The organism is Pseudomonas sp. LBUM1651 (assembly GCF_059716135.1).
This window is the reverse complement of the sequence record NZ_CP166805.1, coordinates 1074090-1089915: the sequence shown is the minus strand read 5'-3', so window position 1 is coordinate 1089915 and position 15826 is coordinate 1074090. Positions and strand designations below refer to the sequence as shown.

Here is a 15826-nt window from a genome sequence, read left to right as displayed (position 1 = left end):
AGCTTAGTTCAGACTTGCCTATCAGCACGCGATGCATCGCCAGCGACTACGCTTTTACGATTGAACCTTGTCTCCCAAGGAGATTTCTGTGAGCGTCGCTCCCCTGTCCGAACTCGATGCCGCTCTACCCGGTCTGGCCCGCAAGATCCGCGTGTTGGATGCCTTGTCCTGGCCAGATGGGGTCGAGGAAGTATTCCTGACACGCTGGCGCGCCGGGCAGGCGAAACTGCCCAAGATCGAGCTGCGCCCGCGCGACCACAGCGCCGACATCGCCGCCCTCGAAGCCTTTATCGGCCGCTGCGATGAGGACCATCCGGCCGGGCGCCACCTCGCCATGACGGCGCGCAGCTATGCCACGGCGGGGCATATGCTCGGTGCCATCGGCACACCCGCCTTTACTCAGTATTCGTCAGCGCTGTACCGGCGCCCGGACTTCTACTACTCGCGCCTGAAACTAAGCATGCTGGACGCGGCCCAATTCTTCCTCAAGACCACCGATGCCCTTCTGGGCGGAACCCGGATTCCACCGAGCCCGGCGGAAATTCCGGCCGAGGTCTTCGCCGCCTGGATGCAACCGGAACTCGACCGCTTCTTCGGACCCGCCCGGATCACCGTCGTGCTCGATCCGACCCTGGCCGCCAAGGCCATCGCCGGGGCCAGTCGCATCCGCCTGCGTGCCAGTGCCCTGTTCTCGGAACTGGACAAGAACCAACTGTTGCAACATGAGGCCTTCGTGCATGTCGCCACGGCACAAAACGGCGCGCTGCAACGCAACCTGAAAAGCCTGGGGTTGGGGGCGCCACGCACGACCCAGACTCAGGAGGGCATCGCCACCCTGGCCGAGCTGTTCACCTGCAGCATGGACATCAACCGCCTGCGCCGCCTCGCCCTGCGCGTGCTCGCGGTCCAGCAGGCGCTGGATGGTGCCGACTTCATTCAGGTATTCGAAGGTTTTCTCGTCGCCGGTCAGTCACAGGAAGAGTCCTTCCGCTCGACCCAACGGGTTTTCCGCGGCGCGGACCTGCGCGGCGGTTCGGCGTTCACCAAGGACGCCTCCTACCTGACCGGTTTGCTCGGCGTGCATACCCTGCTGCGCATCGCAATCCGTGACAACCGGCCAGAACTGGTGGGATATCTGTTCGCCGGACGCCTCAGTCTGGGGGATACTGTACGCTTGGCCCCACTCTTTGAGTCCGGCTGGCTCCAGGGGCCGGTCCATGTCCCGGCCTGGGCTTCCGACCTACGTCTACTCGCCGCCAACCTGGCCTTTTCCGCCTTCATCGCCCGGATCAAGTTGGATGTACTCGATCTGGAAGTGCTCATGGCCTTCACCGACGAGCATGAAGCCGATGCCAGCGCGTAGCCTGAATCTGAAGCGTTATCTGATGAAAGCTTGCAAATCATTGGTCAGCTTGTCGATCGCCAGTTTGAAATCCTTCGTCGTGATCTTCTGGCTGGCGTTTGACAGTGTGCTGCCAAAGACTTTGCGCACCACTTTGGCTACAGTCTGATTGTTACCGGCGTCGATAAACTCGGCCTCGATGAACAGTGTGGCGTCCTGATCACGATGACCACTGGCAGCGGAAACACCCCCTGCGACGGCTGCAATTGGCATCACTTCATACCATCTCATACCCTCGTTTTCGGCATTCACCCCGGTGATCGCCGCGCGCATGATCAGCGTTTTCGATCCGGCCGGCGCTGATTTCGCACTCGACGCCACCTTGTATTTCTGGCCCAGCACGCCTTTGACCTTACTGGTCAAGTAATTCTGTAACTCCTCCAGAGTTTGCCGGTTAACCCGCTCATTGGGCTGAGGTGCCGGGTAGAGTTCCAGCTTGTTGAAGGCCACAGTATTGTAAGCATCTGAATTCCAGGACGGGCTTACCCAACGCATGGTTGTCACGCCGCTGGTGGTAGTGACTTGCTGCAAGTTGTTGTAGTTGGACAGGAAGCCGGAATACTGCTCACGTTCGGTGACTTTCGAGGTGCAACCGCCGAGCAGTAGACTGGCCAGCGCAACGCCAACAAACAGTTTTCGGGACAGATTCATAGTGGTGTGTGCTCCATGAATTTAATAGTTTTTTCGGTAGCAAGGCATCAAAGTCACCAAGTCAAGTTTCCGGTCACGGCATAAGTACAAGCATTGTCGAACTGACCGGAAGTTCGCGTGCCTGACGTGGACTTGATCTGGTCCCCCGATATATCGCCGAGCCAGACCTTGGGGCCGGCTGACATTGATGTCGGTGGCTTTGTTCAGAGCATAGGTGGCTCCCGCCGCAATGCGCTGGAATTCGGCAATGAGCAGAGTAAAAATTCGGTTTCCATCCGAAGTGGCGTTGTTGTCATATGCCACACCAATCTTCCACCGCCGTCGCGGTATGGCTTGGTTCTTCCACAATCGGCGGTGGAATCAATATGGAAAATTGTGGCGGTGCGCACTATTGGGCGATGCACTGAAGTCACCCTAGACTTCCATACCCAGCAAGCACGGATTGCCGGGAGGTGGCAAGTAAGCTGCGTTGCGACCAAACTAATTGCTAAGCGCTGTCGGCCAGTATGGCTAGACCAACTTCGCCGTGCGAACGCAACTACTGACCGTAACCCTACCTACCTGATGGTCCACTTATTCGATCAACGCCGCTGCTTGCGACAGGACACTCGCTAGAAGGGTCACCTATACCCTCAATCTACTGACCGGTCTCCCCTCGATGGCACTCTACCCGCTATTGCAGGCCATTTTCTGACCCTATGGATCGATTGAGTCCTTCGTGATAGACAGCAATCGGCCGATTCTGTTGAAAAAGTCGGATTTTCAGCTCGCCTGAGCTCAGGCACGACTACCACCGGAGAACCTACTCACCACATTGAGTGGTTTTTCGGCCCTTCGGTGACCTTTGCTGCTCTGTTATTGGGTTAATTTGAGGTTTTTTGCTTGGTGCGGGCGCACCTATCCCATGACGGGTGGCCCTTGAGATGAAAATTTGGCCAGCCGTCGCAGGTTCTGCACCGCGGCGGCCAGCGTGAATTCATCCGTCGCGCCACTCATGCCACGTAGCCGCAGGCGATCCAATTTCAGGATGCGCTTGAGGTGGGCAAACAACATTTCGACCTTTTTACGTTCATGGCGAGAGCGCTGATATGCCGGCGTTGCTGCAATGCGCCGAGCCACATCGCGAGCGGCTTCATGGACGCTGCGAGCGATCTTTCGGAACGCAGTGTTCGGGCAGCACTTGGCTTTCATCGGACACGTAGCGCAGTCGGTCTGCCGGGATCGGAAGATGATGGTGTTGGCTTTGGTGACGTGTGAACGCTCATTCTTGAAGGCTCGCCATTCGCTGCGCAATGGGTTGCCGGCCGGGCAGCGGTATTGCTCAGCCTCTTCATTCCAGTGGAAATCGTTGCTCGAAAAACTGTCGTTCTTGCGCTCGGTTTTGTCCCACACCGGCACATGCGGCTCGATGTCTTTTTCCTCCACCATCCAGGCCAGCATCGGCGCTGTACCGTAAGCGGTATCGCCAATGAGGCGCTCCGGCTTGATGTCGAACTGCGCTTCGACCCGTTCGATCATGGTCTTGGTGCTCTCGACTTCTGCGGTTCGATGAGCCGGTGTGGGTTCCACATCCATGATCACGCCGTGCTCGGTATCGATCAGATAATTCGTGGAGTAAGCGTAGAACGCTGGGCCACCTGGAGCGGCGGTCCAGCGAGCCTGAGGATCCGTCAGCGACAGGCGCTTCGGTAGCGTTTCGGCCATTGCCTCTTCATCTAGTCCCTCAAGGTACTCACGCACGGCGCGGGTGCTCAGGGATCGATCGCTCCAGTTGACCGGTTCATCTCCCGGTACGCCTCGCTGCCGACTCGCATCCGCTTTGATGATGCTGGCGTCCACGGCAAAGCCTTCGCCCTTGACCAGACCGGCGTCCATGCAGCGACGCAGCACTTCATTGAACAACCAGCGAAACAGATCACTGTCCCGAAAACGGCCGTGTCGATTTTTGGAAAAGGTCGAGTGGTTGGGGATTTCGTCTTCAAGGCTCAACCGGCAGAACCAGCGATACGCCAGGTTCAAATGGGCCTCTTCGCACAACCGCCGCTCTGAGCGAATGCCGTAGCAATAGCCGACGATCAGCATGCGGATCATCAGTTCGGGATCAATCGACGGACGCCCAATCGGGCTATAGAAATCGGCGAGGTAATGGCGCAGGTCGCTCAGATCGAGACATTGATCAATGCTGCGCAGAAGGTGATTGGCTGGAATGTGATCTTCAAGGTTGAACGAGTAAAACAGCCGCTCCTGCCCACTCGATAACTGTCCCATCATGCTGCGTGCTTCCCTGCTGGCCAATGCAGAGATTTTGCCGCAGGCCAGACAGGAGAGCTACTTTTTCAACAGAATCGGCCAAAAGCGGACATCGGGGTAGCACAATTCAACGCACGCCCACAGACTACTCATCAATCCATAACGCAGTTAAGGCAGTTTATTGATGCCCTCACCACTCAACACAACCATTTCCATTCCCCTTTCACTGGACGAAGCGGTAGTGCTGTTTGAGTTTGTCCGTCGTTTCAGTGATACCGATACTTTGGCAATTGAAGACCAAGCTGAGCAAAGGGCCCTATGGAACCTATGCTGCGTATTTGAAAAACACCTGAACCTTCCAATGGAAGGCAACTACGCAGAGATATTGCGGATGGCACGAGACAGGCTCAGGGATGAATGAATTGCAGCAGCGGGTCGATCACAGCCCTTCGTAAGGGCAAAATCGGCCAAAAGTAGACGTTCATGGCGGCACCCTTTTTGGCCAGACGCAAACCGACCGCAGATCATCGCAATCAAAGGAATGTTAGTAATGAGCGACCATAAGAGCGACTTGAGGGGCGATTTCATAGAGGCACTTAAGGAAATCTTAACGCTGATGTCGACAGCATACGAACAACTCGGCCCAGTACCTGAAGAGCATCCGTTAGCTCAGGAAGGTCTACGAAATGGGGCTGAGATTGTTCTGGATTATGTAGATCACAACGAGGCGGGAGTAGCGTTCGAACACCTTCTTTACATGATAAATGAGCCACCACTCGCCGTTTCTGACGAATGCATAAACGTATTAGCCCGGATCGCAAAGAAATTGGAGATGCCATTCACGAAGTGACGAAAATCAACCCGCCCGAAGGACTGCTTTGGGTCGACTGCGGCCCTTCGTGACTGGCAGCAATCGACTGTGGATGCACCATCCTCCCGCGTCCTTCCGACCATGCGCAACTCCCTACCGAGGTCAGTAATCCCCCTGCTACGCTGAAAATTTCACGGAGGATTGCACAATGCCAAACTCAGACTTACTCCCTTCCCTGCTATTTAAGATCAACGAAAACCAGCTCGCCCTGGAGGCCGCCATCATGGAGCTTTCGAACTGGGTAGAGATGCGCGGATCGGCGGACGTCGCCGACAATGTTCGGGGCGCCCTGGACACGATCGATCGAAACGAGGAGTTCATCAAGATAACGCTTGCTGTACTCATGACGCCCGACTAATCGCGAAAGTTCGCCATGTGTCGGTTCGGCATTTTTTGGTAGACCAGGGAGTCTATCCGTAACCAGTTTTTTGTAGATATCATTCACAGCTCGTCGGAAATTGGATGGAGAAATCCTATCAAGCTTCCATCCACACCAGTCCTTACTGGAGGCAGGTAGGATGTACACTTCACGGTACAACGTGGAAGTGTACACATGCAAAAAACTATGTTAATTATACAGTTATGCTATTATTCGAGTCTCCCTCGGGGCACCAAAATTAAGAAAGGTCTTGCTTTGCAAGGCCTTTTTTTCGTCTGCGAAAAAGCACCTGACACCCCATCGCCCTGTGTAAGAGCTGCCGAAGGCTGCGATCTTTTGATCTTGCTTCTCTTCCACACCTCCTACATCGGTAGGACATTTCACAAGGATTCCCCCATGGAATTGCTACTGGAAACCGTCGCCCTCTTCTCCCTCAAGCTCGCTTACGAGACGGAAGATTCAAGTCCGATTCTGCGGGATGATTTGATGATGAGCGATTATGAAAGGGAGGTGTTTGGGTTGTTGGTACGGCGAGGGGATGTCGAGGCGATTCAGAGGAAAGTGGATGAATGCCTGAGTCTGGCACTGAAGGCGATTGGCGGTGTTGATACAATCCTGGGCAGCGAGTTGAATAGATTGGCGGCAGATTTAAGCGCTGCGCAGACGATGGAGCAGCTTGATGCCCCGCTCTTCGCGCTCAAGGATTATCTGAAAGACATCCAATAAATGAAGACGGGCGGCCTAAAAAGCGAGAACGCCCGATAGCCGGGCCGACGCTGGTCTTCACGTAATATGTCCAAAAAAAATAAATCTGTTCCCTTTTCCGCAGGTGGGCCCTTTTTGTTAAGAGCTTCAGTCAAAAAAACAAACTTCTCGCTGCAAGCTCACAACCTGCTGACTATTTCCTTCCAGATATACCCGTAGTTATGTTCCAACCAGCGGACGAGCAGCCTGTCGAACTGCCTACGAAACCAATTGGTTCTCCTGGCTGCGAGCCTTTCTTCAATCATGGCGTTGAGGGAGTCAGGATCGAAGCCTGTCCATACCGTTGGAAGGGCCGCCGCAATATTGGTGAAGCACACGGGCGCAACTTCGGAGTAAAGGATCTCGTACAGGGTTTGAGGATCAATACCCTTCACCTGCCTTGCTATGTAGTCGTAATCAACCGGAAAATCATTGAACGGGTCTGAGAGCGCGACTCTAATTTTTGTCAACTCAGGCTGACTCAAAGAATGTTCCAATGCGAAAACTCCTCTAATTCCTCATCGAGCGAGTCCGCTACGGTTCCGCCTGCGACGCCTCCGGCAATAGTTCCCACAATTACAACGGCAAACGCACATATCGGAGCGCCTGGCCCACAGAGAGCGCTGACTCCAAGCCCGGCCAGAATGCCACCCGCCGCACCGCCACCCACTATGAGGCCCTGACGCGCCGTTTCCTTTACTTTGTTTTCAGCATTCAGAATTTGATAAGTAGCGAGTGCTGCGGTAACCAAAATGCCAAGCTTGCCCATTAGCTGCATTTTTTTAGTGCCGTTCGTAAACTTGGAATCGTCTCGCCCTGCGGCCTCCAATATTGTGTAATGAACCTTGTTCTGTTCCGACGGGGAAAGGCTGTCATAGCTTTTTTGGAAAAGATCCTTCGCGTAACGATCAAAAAGCGTTTGAAGCGTCCTTCCATCGGCCTTCTTTCGTTGTACCACAGCCAAGCCCTGCACAGAGGTAACCTTGCGGTGCTCCATCAAGATCTTGTTTCGCATTTCATTACTGAACTGCACGCCCTCTCGCGCCGTGATTTTCCCGGCTTTAACATCGTCCAGCGTCTGCTGTGAAATGCGCTTTATGTTTTTGAGATAGCTCGCCCTGATTTTTTCATCAGAAATCGCGTCTAGAGAGAATCTCAGCGCAGTGCCTTCCATCAGTTCTAACGCCCTGTCGAGCGGAGAGTCTTGTAAGGCGTGCTCACGCTGAACGACATAGCTGCCGGTTACGAGGTATGGCTCTGTCATAGGATGGTCCTTATCCTAATATTCTGTTCAAAAAGCTCTCTGTGAGAGACGACGTCCCAGTTGGAGCCTCATCGTCAAATTTGATGCGTTTGTTGGTAAACACCACGCCGTCGCGCATGGATTTACAGGAGTCGATGACTTGCTCCCCTTCCAGTAGCAACCAAGCATGACTTCACGCCGTCGGCGTACCCGACTCTTCCCGCCCCGCCGCCCGCACTGCAACCTCAATCGCCCGAACACTGATCGCCGCAAATATCGCCGTCATCAGCACCCCGTTGAACCCCAGCAAAATCGCCAGAATCCGCGAGACGCCAAGTTTCGGCACGAGCTCTCCATAGCCAATGGTCAAACCGGTCACGAAGCCGAAATAGATGCCGTCAAAAGGATCCCAGCCCTCCAGGTAGCTGATGATGAGGCCGAACAGCACGATCAGAAAAAACAGTACGGAAAAGATCGGCCAGACAACGCGCAAGTAGAACCCGAATGCTTTGAAGAATTCTCGACGGACGTGCGATGCATGAGTGGGCTTCATGTCATGGGCTTCCTGAGGTTTGCCTGAGCGGCAGGCGTATTAACACTCGATCAGCTTGGCACAAGCGCGGGAAACTGGTGGCCAACTGATCCACTCCCCTCCCGTCTTGATCACATCCTTGATTTCCACCCCGCCCATGACGTCGGCCAAGCGCGTCCAAACGGGCGGGGGCGAAGGCTGAGGGTAATGGCTGTTAGTTGGTGAGGTAGGAAGTGCTGTGGGGGGCGGGTTGCTTGCGATGGCGGTAGTACGTTCAGTCGTGGTGTTGGCTGATCTGGCGCTTTCGCGAGCAGGCTCGCTCCCACAGAAGGACAGTGTGATGGCGTCCATGATTATGGGCTTACAACTTGGTACATATGAAAGCACGCAGCGGATCTTGCGTACTTCGAAGAGTCTGAAACTTCAGGTTACCGAGTCAAATTGACTGGGAAGCGAACTGACCGACAATCTCCTGTCTCGAGACGAAGTCACACAGGGATTGTCATGAATAAGGACAAACGGAAAAAAGATCCTTTCGACGACATTTGGAGCCGGAAACGTCCAAACGGTGGCGCCTCGTGGGCCGGCTGGAATCCACCCCCCGAGCCAGAGCGGGAATACATCCCCAAAGATGAATGGCCAATCCCCAAGGAGCGTACAGACCCAGTCTTTGCCAAGTGCTGTACACCAGAAAACTGGGGGAGCACTCAAGCCGGTAGCGACGCCATGCCCGCCTCAGACTTTGGCAAGGTCATGCTGGCTGGATCAATGCTTGTCCCGTCGGCGGCACAGGCTGCCGGACTCGCTCTAGGCTTCGACGCGGTACTGGGGCGCGTAGCAGGTGGCGGCATCATGCAAAAGGGATTCACCTGGGCATTGCGCGGAAGTCCTGCCGGCGTGTTTGTGCTGGGTATGCTCCCGACAAAAATGGGCGACGGCACGCTCTATACCGACGATCAGCTACGCAGTATGACCCGAGCTCCCACCCGCGTGCGCTTTCAGTTCCGCCGAGATGTTGAGGGCGTTTTACAGGTTTACGGCATTCATACGGGCCCGTCAGGGGATGACACCGTGCGCACGGTGCAGGCCGAGTGGAACGCCACCAGGACCGCGATAGAAGCCGAGCTAAACGGCGCCACTATCCTGTGGACGCCTAGAGGACGATCAGGCATACCGCCAATGGTCCACCCCGACGCCAGCAACAACCAAGGCACCATCCTTGTACTGTAAAACGAGGGTACAGGGTGGTGGCGGAGCTCGTAGGCGGTGGAAAGATGGAAAGGGACGGATTTATGAGTGGGATAGTCAGCACGGAGCGGTTGAGATGTATGACAAACAGGGAAAGCATTTAGGCGAATATGATCCGGTAACTGGCGAGCAAACCAAACCAGCCAAACCCGGACGGAAAGTAGAAAAATAGGAGTATTTATGTATCTCTGTATCAATGGATTCCTGCCTGACAGTGCTGAAGATGACTCACTTAAATTTGAACTTGATCTGGATGGTTCTTTTAACGATGAAATCGTACAGCTCCTAGGTCATAGAAATCTGAATGCGATGGCAGAAGGGGAATGGCTGCTGACGGGCGAGCAAGCTGCGCAAATATCAAAAATCATCGGGCAATCACTTCCAACGCATTTAAAGCTATTCATCGGTGTTGAAGCTTAGCGAACCAATAACCGCAGCGTTGGAGGAACCGCCCGATGCGCTTACGCCTCTCGGTGACAACCCTGGATCAAACCCTGTTCCATGTCACCCGCAACGTCCCCCTCGGCGATGCGTTGGCCATGGCTTCTGATTTCCTGTTCCTCGCCAAGGCGCTGACCAAAGATGCGGCTTACGCCAGAGACACCGATTACCACGCCTGGGCCGCGCATTATTTGACGGCGATGAGTAAGGCGGTGGTGGATGATGCGGTGAAGGTGCTGAATCGGGATCGGGATAATGAGGTGGCGTCTAAGCGGGCGGGGGCTAAGGCTGACGCTTAGTGTTTGAGGCCTGTGGGTGGTTTGTGATGGTGGTAGCTGATTCAGCATTTGTGTTGGTTGGGCTGGCGTTATCGCCAGCAGGCTGGCTCCTACAGGGGTTTTGTAGGGTAGCTGGGATTTTGGATTGGCCTCGAGGTTTTCGGGGCGTTCCGTAGAATTGCCCTTGGTTCTGATGCTTCTTCTCACCTGTAATGCTTGATATACATCAGGCATGGACAGGCCCTCTGGGCATTAGGCCAGTGAGTGAACGCCCCGCGCCGCACTCATCTAGACTTAATGGATAGTCGTAGGCAGAACCGAACACGTCGCTTTGGTGCAGTTCGATCAAAAGCAGCGTGGCAAGCTGCCTTTATGCCCTTTAAGAGGTGCGGCAAAGACCGTGCCGGGCACAACAAGATGCCCGCTCAGGGTGCCCTGGCCAACGGCCTGAAATTGCCACGATTCCGTGACGTGGTGTGAGTGCCGCAGCCGACACTTTCGGACGACCGACAACCATCTGGTTTGTCCGTGACCGTGAGGATTGCTGAATGCCTGATGAGATGTTGCACCTGCCTTTGGTCAACAGCCTGCTGGAGCGCCATAAGGGCTCCCCGGGCGCACTGTTGCCCATCCTTCATGATATTCAGGAACGCATCGGTTACATCCCCGATGTCGCCGTCCCCGAGATTGCCCACGCCCTCAACCAGAGTCAGGCCGAGATTCGCGGGGTGATCAGTTTTTACCATGACTTCCGCACCGCGCCTCCGGCCCGGCATATCCTGAGGCTGTGCCGGGCTGAGTCCTGCAAGAGCCGCGGCGCCGAGCAGCTTGCGGCGCAGTTGCGCGAACGCCTGCAACTGGACGATCACGGCAGTAGCGCCGACGGCAGCATCAGTTTGCGTCCGGTGTATTGCCTCGGCGCTTGCGCCTGCTCGCCCGCTCTGGAACTGGATGGCCGGGTGCATGCGCGGCTCAGCGCCGAGCGTCTGGATGCATTGCTCGACGCTTGCCGGGAGGACGCATGATGCCGACTCTCTATCTGCCCACTGATTCGCTTGCCCGTGCCGTGGGTGCCGATGAGGTGGCGGTGGCCCTTATCACTCAGGCCCGGGAACGCGATCTGCCGTTGGAGTTGCAGCGCACCAGTTCTCGCGGCTTGTATTGGCTGGAACCGTTGCTGGAAGTGGACAGCCCGCAAGGTCGTATTGGCTTCGGTCCGCTGACCGCTGCCGATGTGCCGTCCGTGCTTGATGCGCTGAAAGGCGAGTCGTCCGCGCATCCACTTGCTTTGGGGCTGGTGGAAGAGTTGCCTTATCTCAAGTCTCAACAACGCCTGCTGTTTGCCCGCGCCGGTATTACCCGGCCGCTGTCGCTGGACGATTATCGGACCCACGGCGGTTTCGAGGGTTTAACAAGGGCCGTCGCCATTGGCGGTGAGCAGACCGCGACGGCGGTGTTCGATTCAGGCCTGCGTGGCCGTGGCGGTGCGGCCTTCCCCGCCGGGATCAAATGGCGCACAGTCCGCGCTACCGAGGCTGCGCAGAAGTACATCGTGTGCAACGCCGACGAAGGCGACTCCGGCACTTTCGCCGACCGCATGTTGATGGAAGGCGACCCCTTCCTGCTAGTCGAAGGCATGGCGATTGCCGGCATTACCGTCGGTGCCACTTACGGCTACATCTATGTGCGCTCGGAATATCCGGATGCCGTGGCCACTCTGCGCCAGGCGCTGAACCTTGCCCGGTCCGCCGGTTACCTGGGTGCCAATGTCGGTGGCAGCGGTCAGGCCTTCGATATGGAAGTGCGGGTCGGGGCCGGTGCTTACATCTGCGGTGAGGAAACCGCGCTGCTGGATTCGCTCGAAGGCAAACGCGGGATCGTTCGCGCCAAGCCGCCGATCCCTGCGTTGAAGGGGCTGTTTGGTCTACCGACGCTGGTGCACAACGTGCTGACCCTGGCCTCGGTGCCGTTGATTCTGGCCAAGGGTGCGCAGTTTTATCGCGATTACGGCATGGGCCGCTCCTTGGGCACGATGCCTTTCCAGTTGGCGGGCAATATTCGGCACGGCGGTCTGGTGGAACGGGCCTTTGGCCTGACGCTGCGAGAACTGGTGGAAGACTACGGCGGCGGCACTGCCAGTGGTCGGCCACTGAAGGCTGCTCAGGTGGGCGGCCCGCTCGGCGCCTGGGTGCCGCCGTCGCAATTCGACACGCCGCTGGATTACGAGGCCTTCGCCGCCATGGGCGCGATGCTCGGTCACGGTGGTGTGGTGGTGGCTGACGACAGCCTGGACATGGCCCATATGGCGCGCTTCGCGATGGAGTTCTGCGCCGAGGAATCCTGTGGCAAATGCACGCCGTGCCGCATCGGCTCGACCCGGGGCGTGGAGGTGATCGACCGCCTGCTGGCCGCGCCGGACCAGAGTGGTCGCGATGAGCAGGTGATCATCCTCAAGGACCTGTGCGACACCCTGCAATACGGTTCGCTGTGCGCGTTGGGCGGCATGGTTTCCTTTCCGGTCGCCAGCGCCCTCAAGTACTTCCCCGCCGACTTCGGTCTGCAAGCCTCGGAGGCCGAGCAATGATCACTCTTTTCGACCCGAAAACCGACATCGATCTCGGCACCCCGGCCCGCGAAAGCGACGTGCAGGTCACCCTGAACATCGACGGCCGCAGCATCAGCGTGCCCGAAGGCACTTCGGTGATGCGCGCCGCCGCGATGCTGGGCACCACCATTCCCAAACTCTGTGCCACCGACAGCCTGGAAGCCTTCGGCTCCTGCCGCATGTGCCTGGTGGAGATCGATGGAATGCGTGGCTATCCGGCGTCTTGCACCACGCCGGTCACTGAAGGCATGACCGTGCACACCCAGACGCCGAAGCTCGCGACCCTGCGCCGCAACGTGATGGAGTTGTACATCTCCGATCACCCGCTGGACTGCCTGACCTGCTCGGCCAACGGCAACTGCGAGCTGCAAACCGTCGCTGGCCAGGTCGGCTTGCGAGAAGTGCGTTACGGCTATGAAGGCGACAACCATCTGGCCGACGTGAAGGACACCTCCAACCCGTATTTCGATTACGACCCGAGCAAGTGCATCGTCTGCAACCGCTGCGTGCGCGCCTGCGAAGAAACCCAGGGCACCTTTGCCCTGACCATCACCGGGCGCGGTTTCGAATCCCGTGTTTCCGCTGCCGGTGGCGAGAACTTCCTCGACTCGGAATGCGTGTCCTGCGGTGCCTGTGTGCAGGCCTGCCCGACCGCGACGCTGATGGAAAAAAGCGTGGTCGAACTGGGTCAGCCGGAGCGCAGCGTGATCACCACTTGCGCCTATTGCGGCGTGGGCTGTTCGTTCCGTGCCGAGATGAAAGGCGACCAATTGGTGCGCATGGTTCCGGACAAGAACGGCCAGGCCAACCACGGCCACTCTTGCGTCAAAGGGCGCTTTGCCTGGGGCTACGCCACCCACCCGGATCGCATCACCAAACCGATGATCCGCCAGCACATCAACGACCCGTGGCAGGAAGTCAGCTGGGATGAAGCGGTGACCTACGCCGCCAGCGAATTCCGTCGGTTGCAGCAAAAATACGGCCGCGATTCCATTGGTGGCATCACCTCCAGCCGCTGCACCAACGAAGAAACCTATCTGGTGCAAAAACTGGTGCGCGCCGCCTTCGGCAACAACAACGTCGACACCTGTGCGCGGGTCTGCCACTCGCCGACCGGTTATGGCTTGAAACAAACGTTGGGCGAGTCCGCCGGCACCCAGAGTTTCGACTCGGTGATGCAGGCCGACGTGATCCTGGTGATGGGCGCCAACCCCAGCGACGCCCACCCGGTGTTCGCCTCCCAGCTCAAACGCCGCCTGCGTGAAGGTGCGCGGCTGATCGTCATCGATCCGCGACGCATTGATCTGGTGGACTCGGTGCATGCCCGCGCCGAACTGCACCTGGCCCTGCGCCCGGGCACCAACGTCGCCATGCTCAACGCCCTGGCCCATGTGATCGTCACTGAAGGCCTGCTCAATCAGGCCTTTATTGACGCTCGTTGCGAGGGCAGCGATTTCGCCCGCTGGAGTGAGCTGGTCAGTCGTCCGGAAAACTCGCCGGAAGTCATTGGCGAGATTTGCGGTGTAGCCCCGGCCGACATTCGTGCCGCCGCACGTTTGTATGCCTCTGGCGGCAACGCGGCGATCTACTACGGCCTCGGCGTCACAGAGCACAGTCAGGGCAGCACCGCAGTCATGGGCATCGCCAACCTCGCCATGGCGACTGGCAACATCGGCCGCGAAGGCGTGGGCGTGAATCCACTGCGGGGGCAGAACAACGTTCAGGGCTCCTGCGACATGGGCTCCTTCCCTCATGAGCTGCCCGGCTACCGGCACATCTCCAACGAGGTGGTGCGAGCGCAATTTGAACAGGCCTGGAACGTTACTCTGCAACCTGATCCGGGACTGCGCATTCCCAACATGTTCGAGGCAGCGCTGGGCGGCACTTTCAAGGGTTTGTATTGCCAGGGCGAAGACATCGCTCAAAGCGATCCGAATACCCAGCACGTCACCGCGGCGCTGTCGGCCATGGAGTGCGTGGTGGTGCAGGACATTTTCCTCAACGAAACCGCCAAGTTCGCCCATGTGTTCCTGCCGGGCAGCTCGTTCCTGGAAAAGGACGGCACCTTCACCAACGCCGAGCGGCGTATCTCGCGGGTGCGCAAGGTCATGGACCCTCTGGGCGGCAAGGCTGATTGGGAAGGCACCGTGGCCTTGGCCAACGCTTTGGGTTACCCGATGAACTACAAACATCCGTCGGAAATCATGGATGAGATCGCCAGCCTGACGCCGACCTTCACCAATGTCAGCTACGCCGAACTGGATCGCCACGGCAGCCTGCAATGGCCGTGCAACGCCGCAGCACCGGACGGCACGCCGACCATGCATATCGATCAGTTCGTGCGTGGCAAGGGACGCTTCATGCTCACCGGCTACGTGCCCACCGAGGAAAAGGTCAACAATCGCTATCCGCTGCTGCTGACCACCGGGCGCATCCTCAGCCAGTACAACGTCGGCGCCCAGACCCGGCGTACCGAAAACGTCGCCTGGCACGACGAAGACCGCCTGGAAATCCACCCGACCGACGCCGAGAGCCGTGGCATCAACGAAGGCGATTGGGTCGGCATCGGCAGCCGCGCCGGCCAGACCGTACTGCGTGCGCGGGTCACCGAACGGGTCGCCCCGGGCGTGGTGTACACGACGTTCCACTTCCCGGAATCGGGGGCCAACGTCATCACCACCGACAACTCCGACTGGGCCACCAACTGTCCGGAGTACAAGGTCACCGCCGTGGAAGTCAGCCGCGTTTACCACCCTTCCGAGTGGCAAAAACGCTACCAGGCCTTCAGCGACGAACAGGACCGTCTGCTCAAGGATCGCCGTCAGGCCCGTGGCGCTAAAGCGGAGGTACGTCGATGAGCACTGAAAACCTGATCAAGATGGTCAACCAGATCGCCCTGTATTTCGCCAGCGAGCCGGACCAGAAACAAGCCGTGCTCGGTGTGCGTAATCATCTGCAGATGTACTGGACGCCCGGCATGCGCAAGGAGTTGCTGGCCTGGCAGACAGAGCATCACGGAGCAGACTTGCACCCGCTGGCGCAGGCGGCGGTCAGTGGGGCGGGTTGGGAGGCTTAGGTTCGCACGCTCCCTTGGGATTGCCCCTTAGCCTGCTGGCTAGCATTAACAACTGTGGCGAGGGAGCTTGCTCCCGCTGAGCCGCGAAGCGGCCCCCTTATCCCTG

18 protein-coding genes and 1 pseudogene are annotated in these 15826 nt (G+C 57.7%); 13 read left to right on the top strand and 6 right to left on the bottom strand.

All coding sequences use genetic code 11. The features are described 5' to 3' along the window. Positions 1-88 precede the first annotated feature (88 nt). Positions 89-1363, top strand: coding sequence for a peptidase MATCAP family protein (locus tag ACA066_RS04990; protein ID WP_497698372.1), 1275 nt, complete (start codon positions 89-91; stop codon positions 1361-1363). 15 nt (positions 1364-1378) lie between these two features. Here ACA066_RS04990 and ACA066_RS04985 read toward each other — a convergent pair whose 3' ends face one another. Both ACA066_RS04985 and ACA066_RS04980 read right to left on the bottom strand, forming a co-directional pair. Then, the gene (locus tag ACA066_RS04985) at positions 1379-2053 is read right to left on the bottom strand and encodes a DUF3313 domain-containing protein (RefSeq protein WP_497698371.1); all 675 of its coding nucleotides are present in this window, start codon (positions 2051-2053) and stop codon (positions 1379-1381) included. A gap of 897 nt (positions 2054-2950) precedes the next feature. Further along, positions 2951-4324: a transposase gene (locus ACA066_RS04980; protein ID WP_497698370.1), complete on the bottom strand. Its 1374-nt coding sequence runs from the start codon at positions 4322-4324 to the stop codon at positions 2951-2953. Positions 4325-4487: 163 nt separating this feature from the next. Between ACA066_RS04980 and ACA066_RS04975 the strand changes: the two genes are divergently transcribed. The 4 genes from ACA066_RS04975 (at position 4488) to ACA066_RS04960 (ending at position 6279) form a co-directional block, all read left to right on the top strand. Next, positions 4488-4724 carry a hypothetical protein gene (locus ACA066_RS04975; protein WP_150634382.1) on the top strand — a complete coding sequence of 79 codons (237 nt, stop codon included), beginning with the start codon at positions 4488-4490 and terminating at the stop codon, positions 4722-4724. A gap of 129 nt (positions 4725-4853) precedes the next feature. Then, complete coding sequence (locus tag ACA066_RS04970; protein ID WP_497698369.1) at positions 4854-5153, top strand: MafI family immunity protein; 300 nt, start codon at positions 4854-4856, stop codon at positions 5151-5153. A gap of 169 nt (positions 5154-5322) precedes the next feature. Beyond that, the gene (locus ACA066_RS04965) at positions 5323-5532 is read left to right on the top strand and encodes a hypothetical protein (protein ID WP_027605401.1); all 210 of its coding nucleotides are present in this window, start codon (positions 5323-5325) and stop codon (positions 5530-5532) included. A 417-nt stretch (positions 5533-5949) separates the two neighbouring features. Beyond that, a complete protein-coding gene (locus tag ACA066_RS04960) occupies positions 5950-6279 on the top strand; it encodes a hypothetical protein (RefSeq protein ID WP_497698368.1) in 330 nt (109 codons plus the stop codon). 158 nt (positions 6280-6437) lie between these two features. Here the strand turns inward: ACA066_RS04960 and ACA066_RS04955 are convergent, their stop codons facing one another. The 4 genes and pseudogenes from ACA066_RS04955 to ACA066_RS04940 all read right to left on the bottom strand — a co-directional run bounded on the left by ACA066_RS04955 (position 6438) and on the right by ACA066_RS04940 (position 8093). Continuing rightward, positions 6438-6794 (bottom strand): DUF7079 family protein, encoded by a 357-nt coding sequence (locus ACA066_RS04955; protein ID WP_497698367.1) that lies wholly within the window; start codon positions 6792-6794, stop codon positions 6438-6440. Further along, positions 6779-7561, bottom strand: coding sequence for a hypothetical protein (locus ACA066_RS04950; RefSeq protein WP_497698366.1), 783 nt, complete (start codon positions 7559-7561; stop codon positions 6779-6781). Before ACA066_RS04950 ends, ACA066_RS04955 begins: the two co-directional genes overlap by 16 nt. Before the next feature lie 82 nt (positions 7562-7643). Next, positions 7644-7721 (bottom strand): annotated as a pseudogene (locus ACA066_RS04945) (PH domain-containing protein); the annotation flags it as partial. A gap of 12 nt (positions 7722-7733) precedes the next feature. Further along, positions 7734-8093, bottom strand: a complete 360-nt coding sequence (locus ACA066_RS04940) for a potassium channel family protein (protein WP_497698365.1) — start codon at positions 8091-8093, stop codon at positions 7734-7736. A 483-nt stretch (positions 8094-8576) separates the two neighbouring features. On the opposite strand from ACA066_RS04940, the gene ACA066_RS04935 reads away from it, so the two are divergent. From ACA066_RS04935 to ACA066_RS04900, 8 genes are all read left to right on the top strand, one after another. Next, positions 8577-9302 carry an S-type pyocin domain-containing protein gene (locus ACA066_RS04935; RefSeq protein WP_497698364.1) on the top strand — a complete coding sequence of 242 codons (726 nt, stop codon included), beginning with the start codon at positions 8577-8579 and terminating at the stop codon, positions 9300-9302. After that, on the top strand, positions 9292-9492 hold the full coding sequence (locus ACA066_RS04930) for a colicin E3/pyocin S6 family cytotoxin (protein WP_497698363.1): 201 nt from the start codon (positions 9292-9294) through the stop codon (positions 9490-9492). The genes ACA066_RS04935 and ACA066_RS04930 overlap by 11 nt, the downstream gene beginning before the upstream one ends. Before the next feature lie 8 nt (positions 9493-9500). Continuing rightward, positions 9501-9740, top strand: coding sequence for a pyocin S6 family toxin immunity protein (locus tag ACA066_RS04925; RefSeq protein ID WP_497698362.1), 240 nt, complete (start codon positions 9501-9503; stop codon positions 9738-9740). A gap of 35 nt (positions 9741-9775) precedes the next feature. Beyond that, the gene (locus ACA066_RS04920; RefSeq protein WP_497698361.1) at positions 9776-10060 is read left to right on the top strand and encodes a DUF3077 domain-containing protein; all 285 of its coding nucleotides are present in this window, start codon (positions 9776-9778) and stop codon (positions 10058-10060) included. A 527-nt stretch (positions 10061-10587) separates the two neighbouring features. Further along, positions 10588-11064, top strand: coding sequence for a formate dehydrogenase subunit gamma (locus ACA066_RS04915; protein WP_497698360.1), 477 nt, complete (start codon positions 10588-10590; stop codon positions 11062-11064). Next, complete coding sequence (locus tag ACA066_RS04910) at positions 11061-12623, top strand: formate dehydrogenase beta subunit (protein ID WP_497698359.1); 1563 nt, start codon at positions 11061-11063, stop codon at positions 12621-12623. The genes ACA066_RS04915 and ACA066_RS04910 overlap by 4 nt, the downstream gene beginning before the upstream one ends. Next, complete coding sequence (gene fdhF / locus ACA066_RS04905) at positions 12620-15502, top strand: formate dehydrogenase subunit alpha (protein WP_497698358.1); 2883 nt, start codon at positions 12620-12622, stop codon at positions 15500-15502. Before ACA066_RS04910 ends, fdhF begins: the two co-directional genes overlap by 4 nt. Next, positions 15499-15720, top strand: coding sequence for a formate dehydrogenase subunit delta (locus tag ACA066_RS04900; protein WP_497698357.1), 222 nt, complete (start codon positions 15499-15501; stop codon positions 15718-15720). The genes fdhF and ACA066_RS04900 overlap by 4 nt, the downstream gene beginning before the upstream one ends. Positions 15721-15826 lie beyond the last annotated feature (106 nt).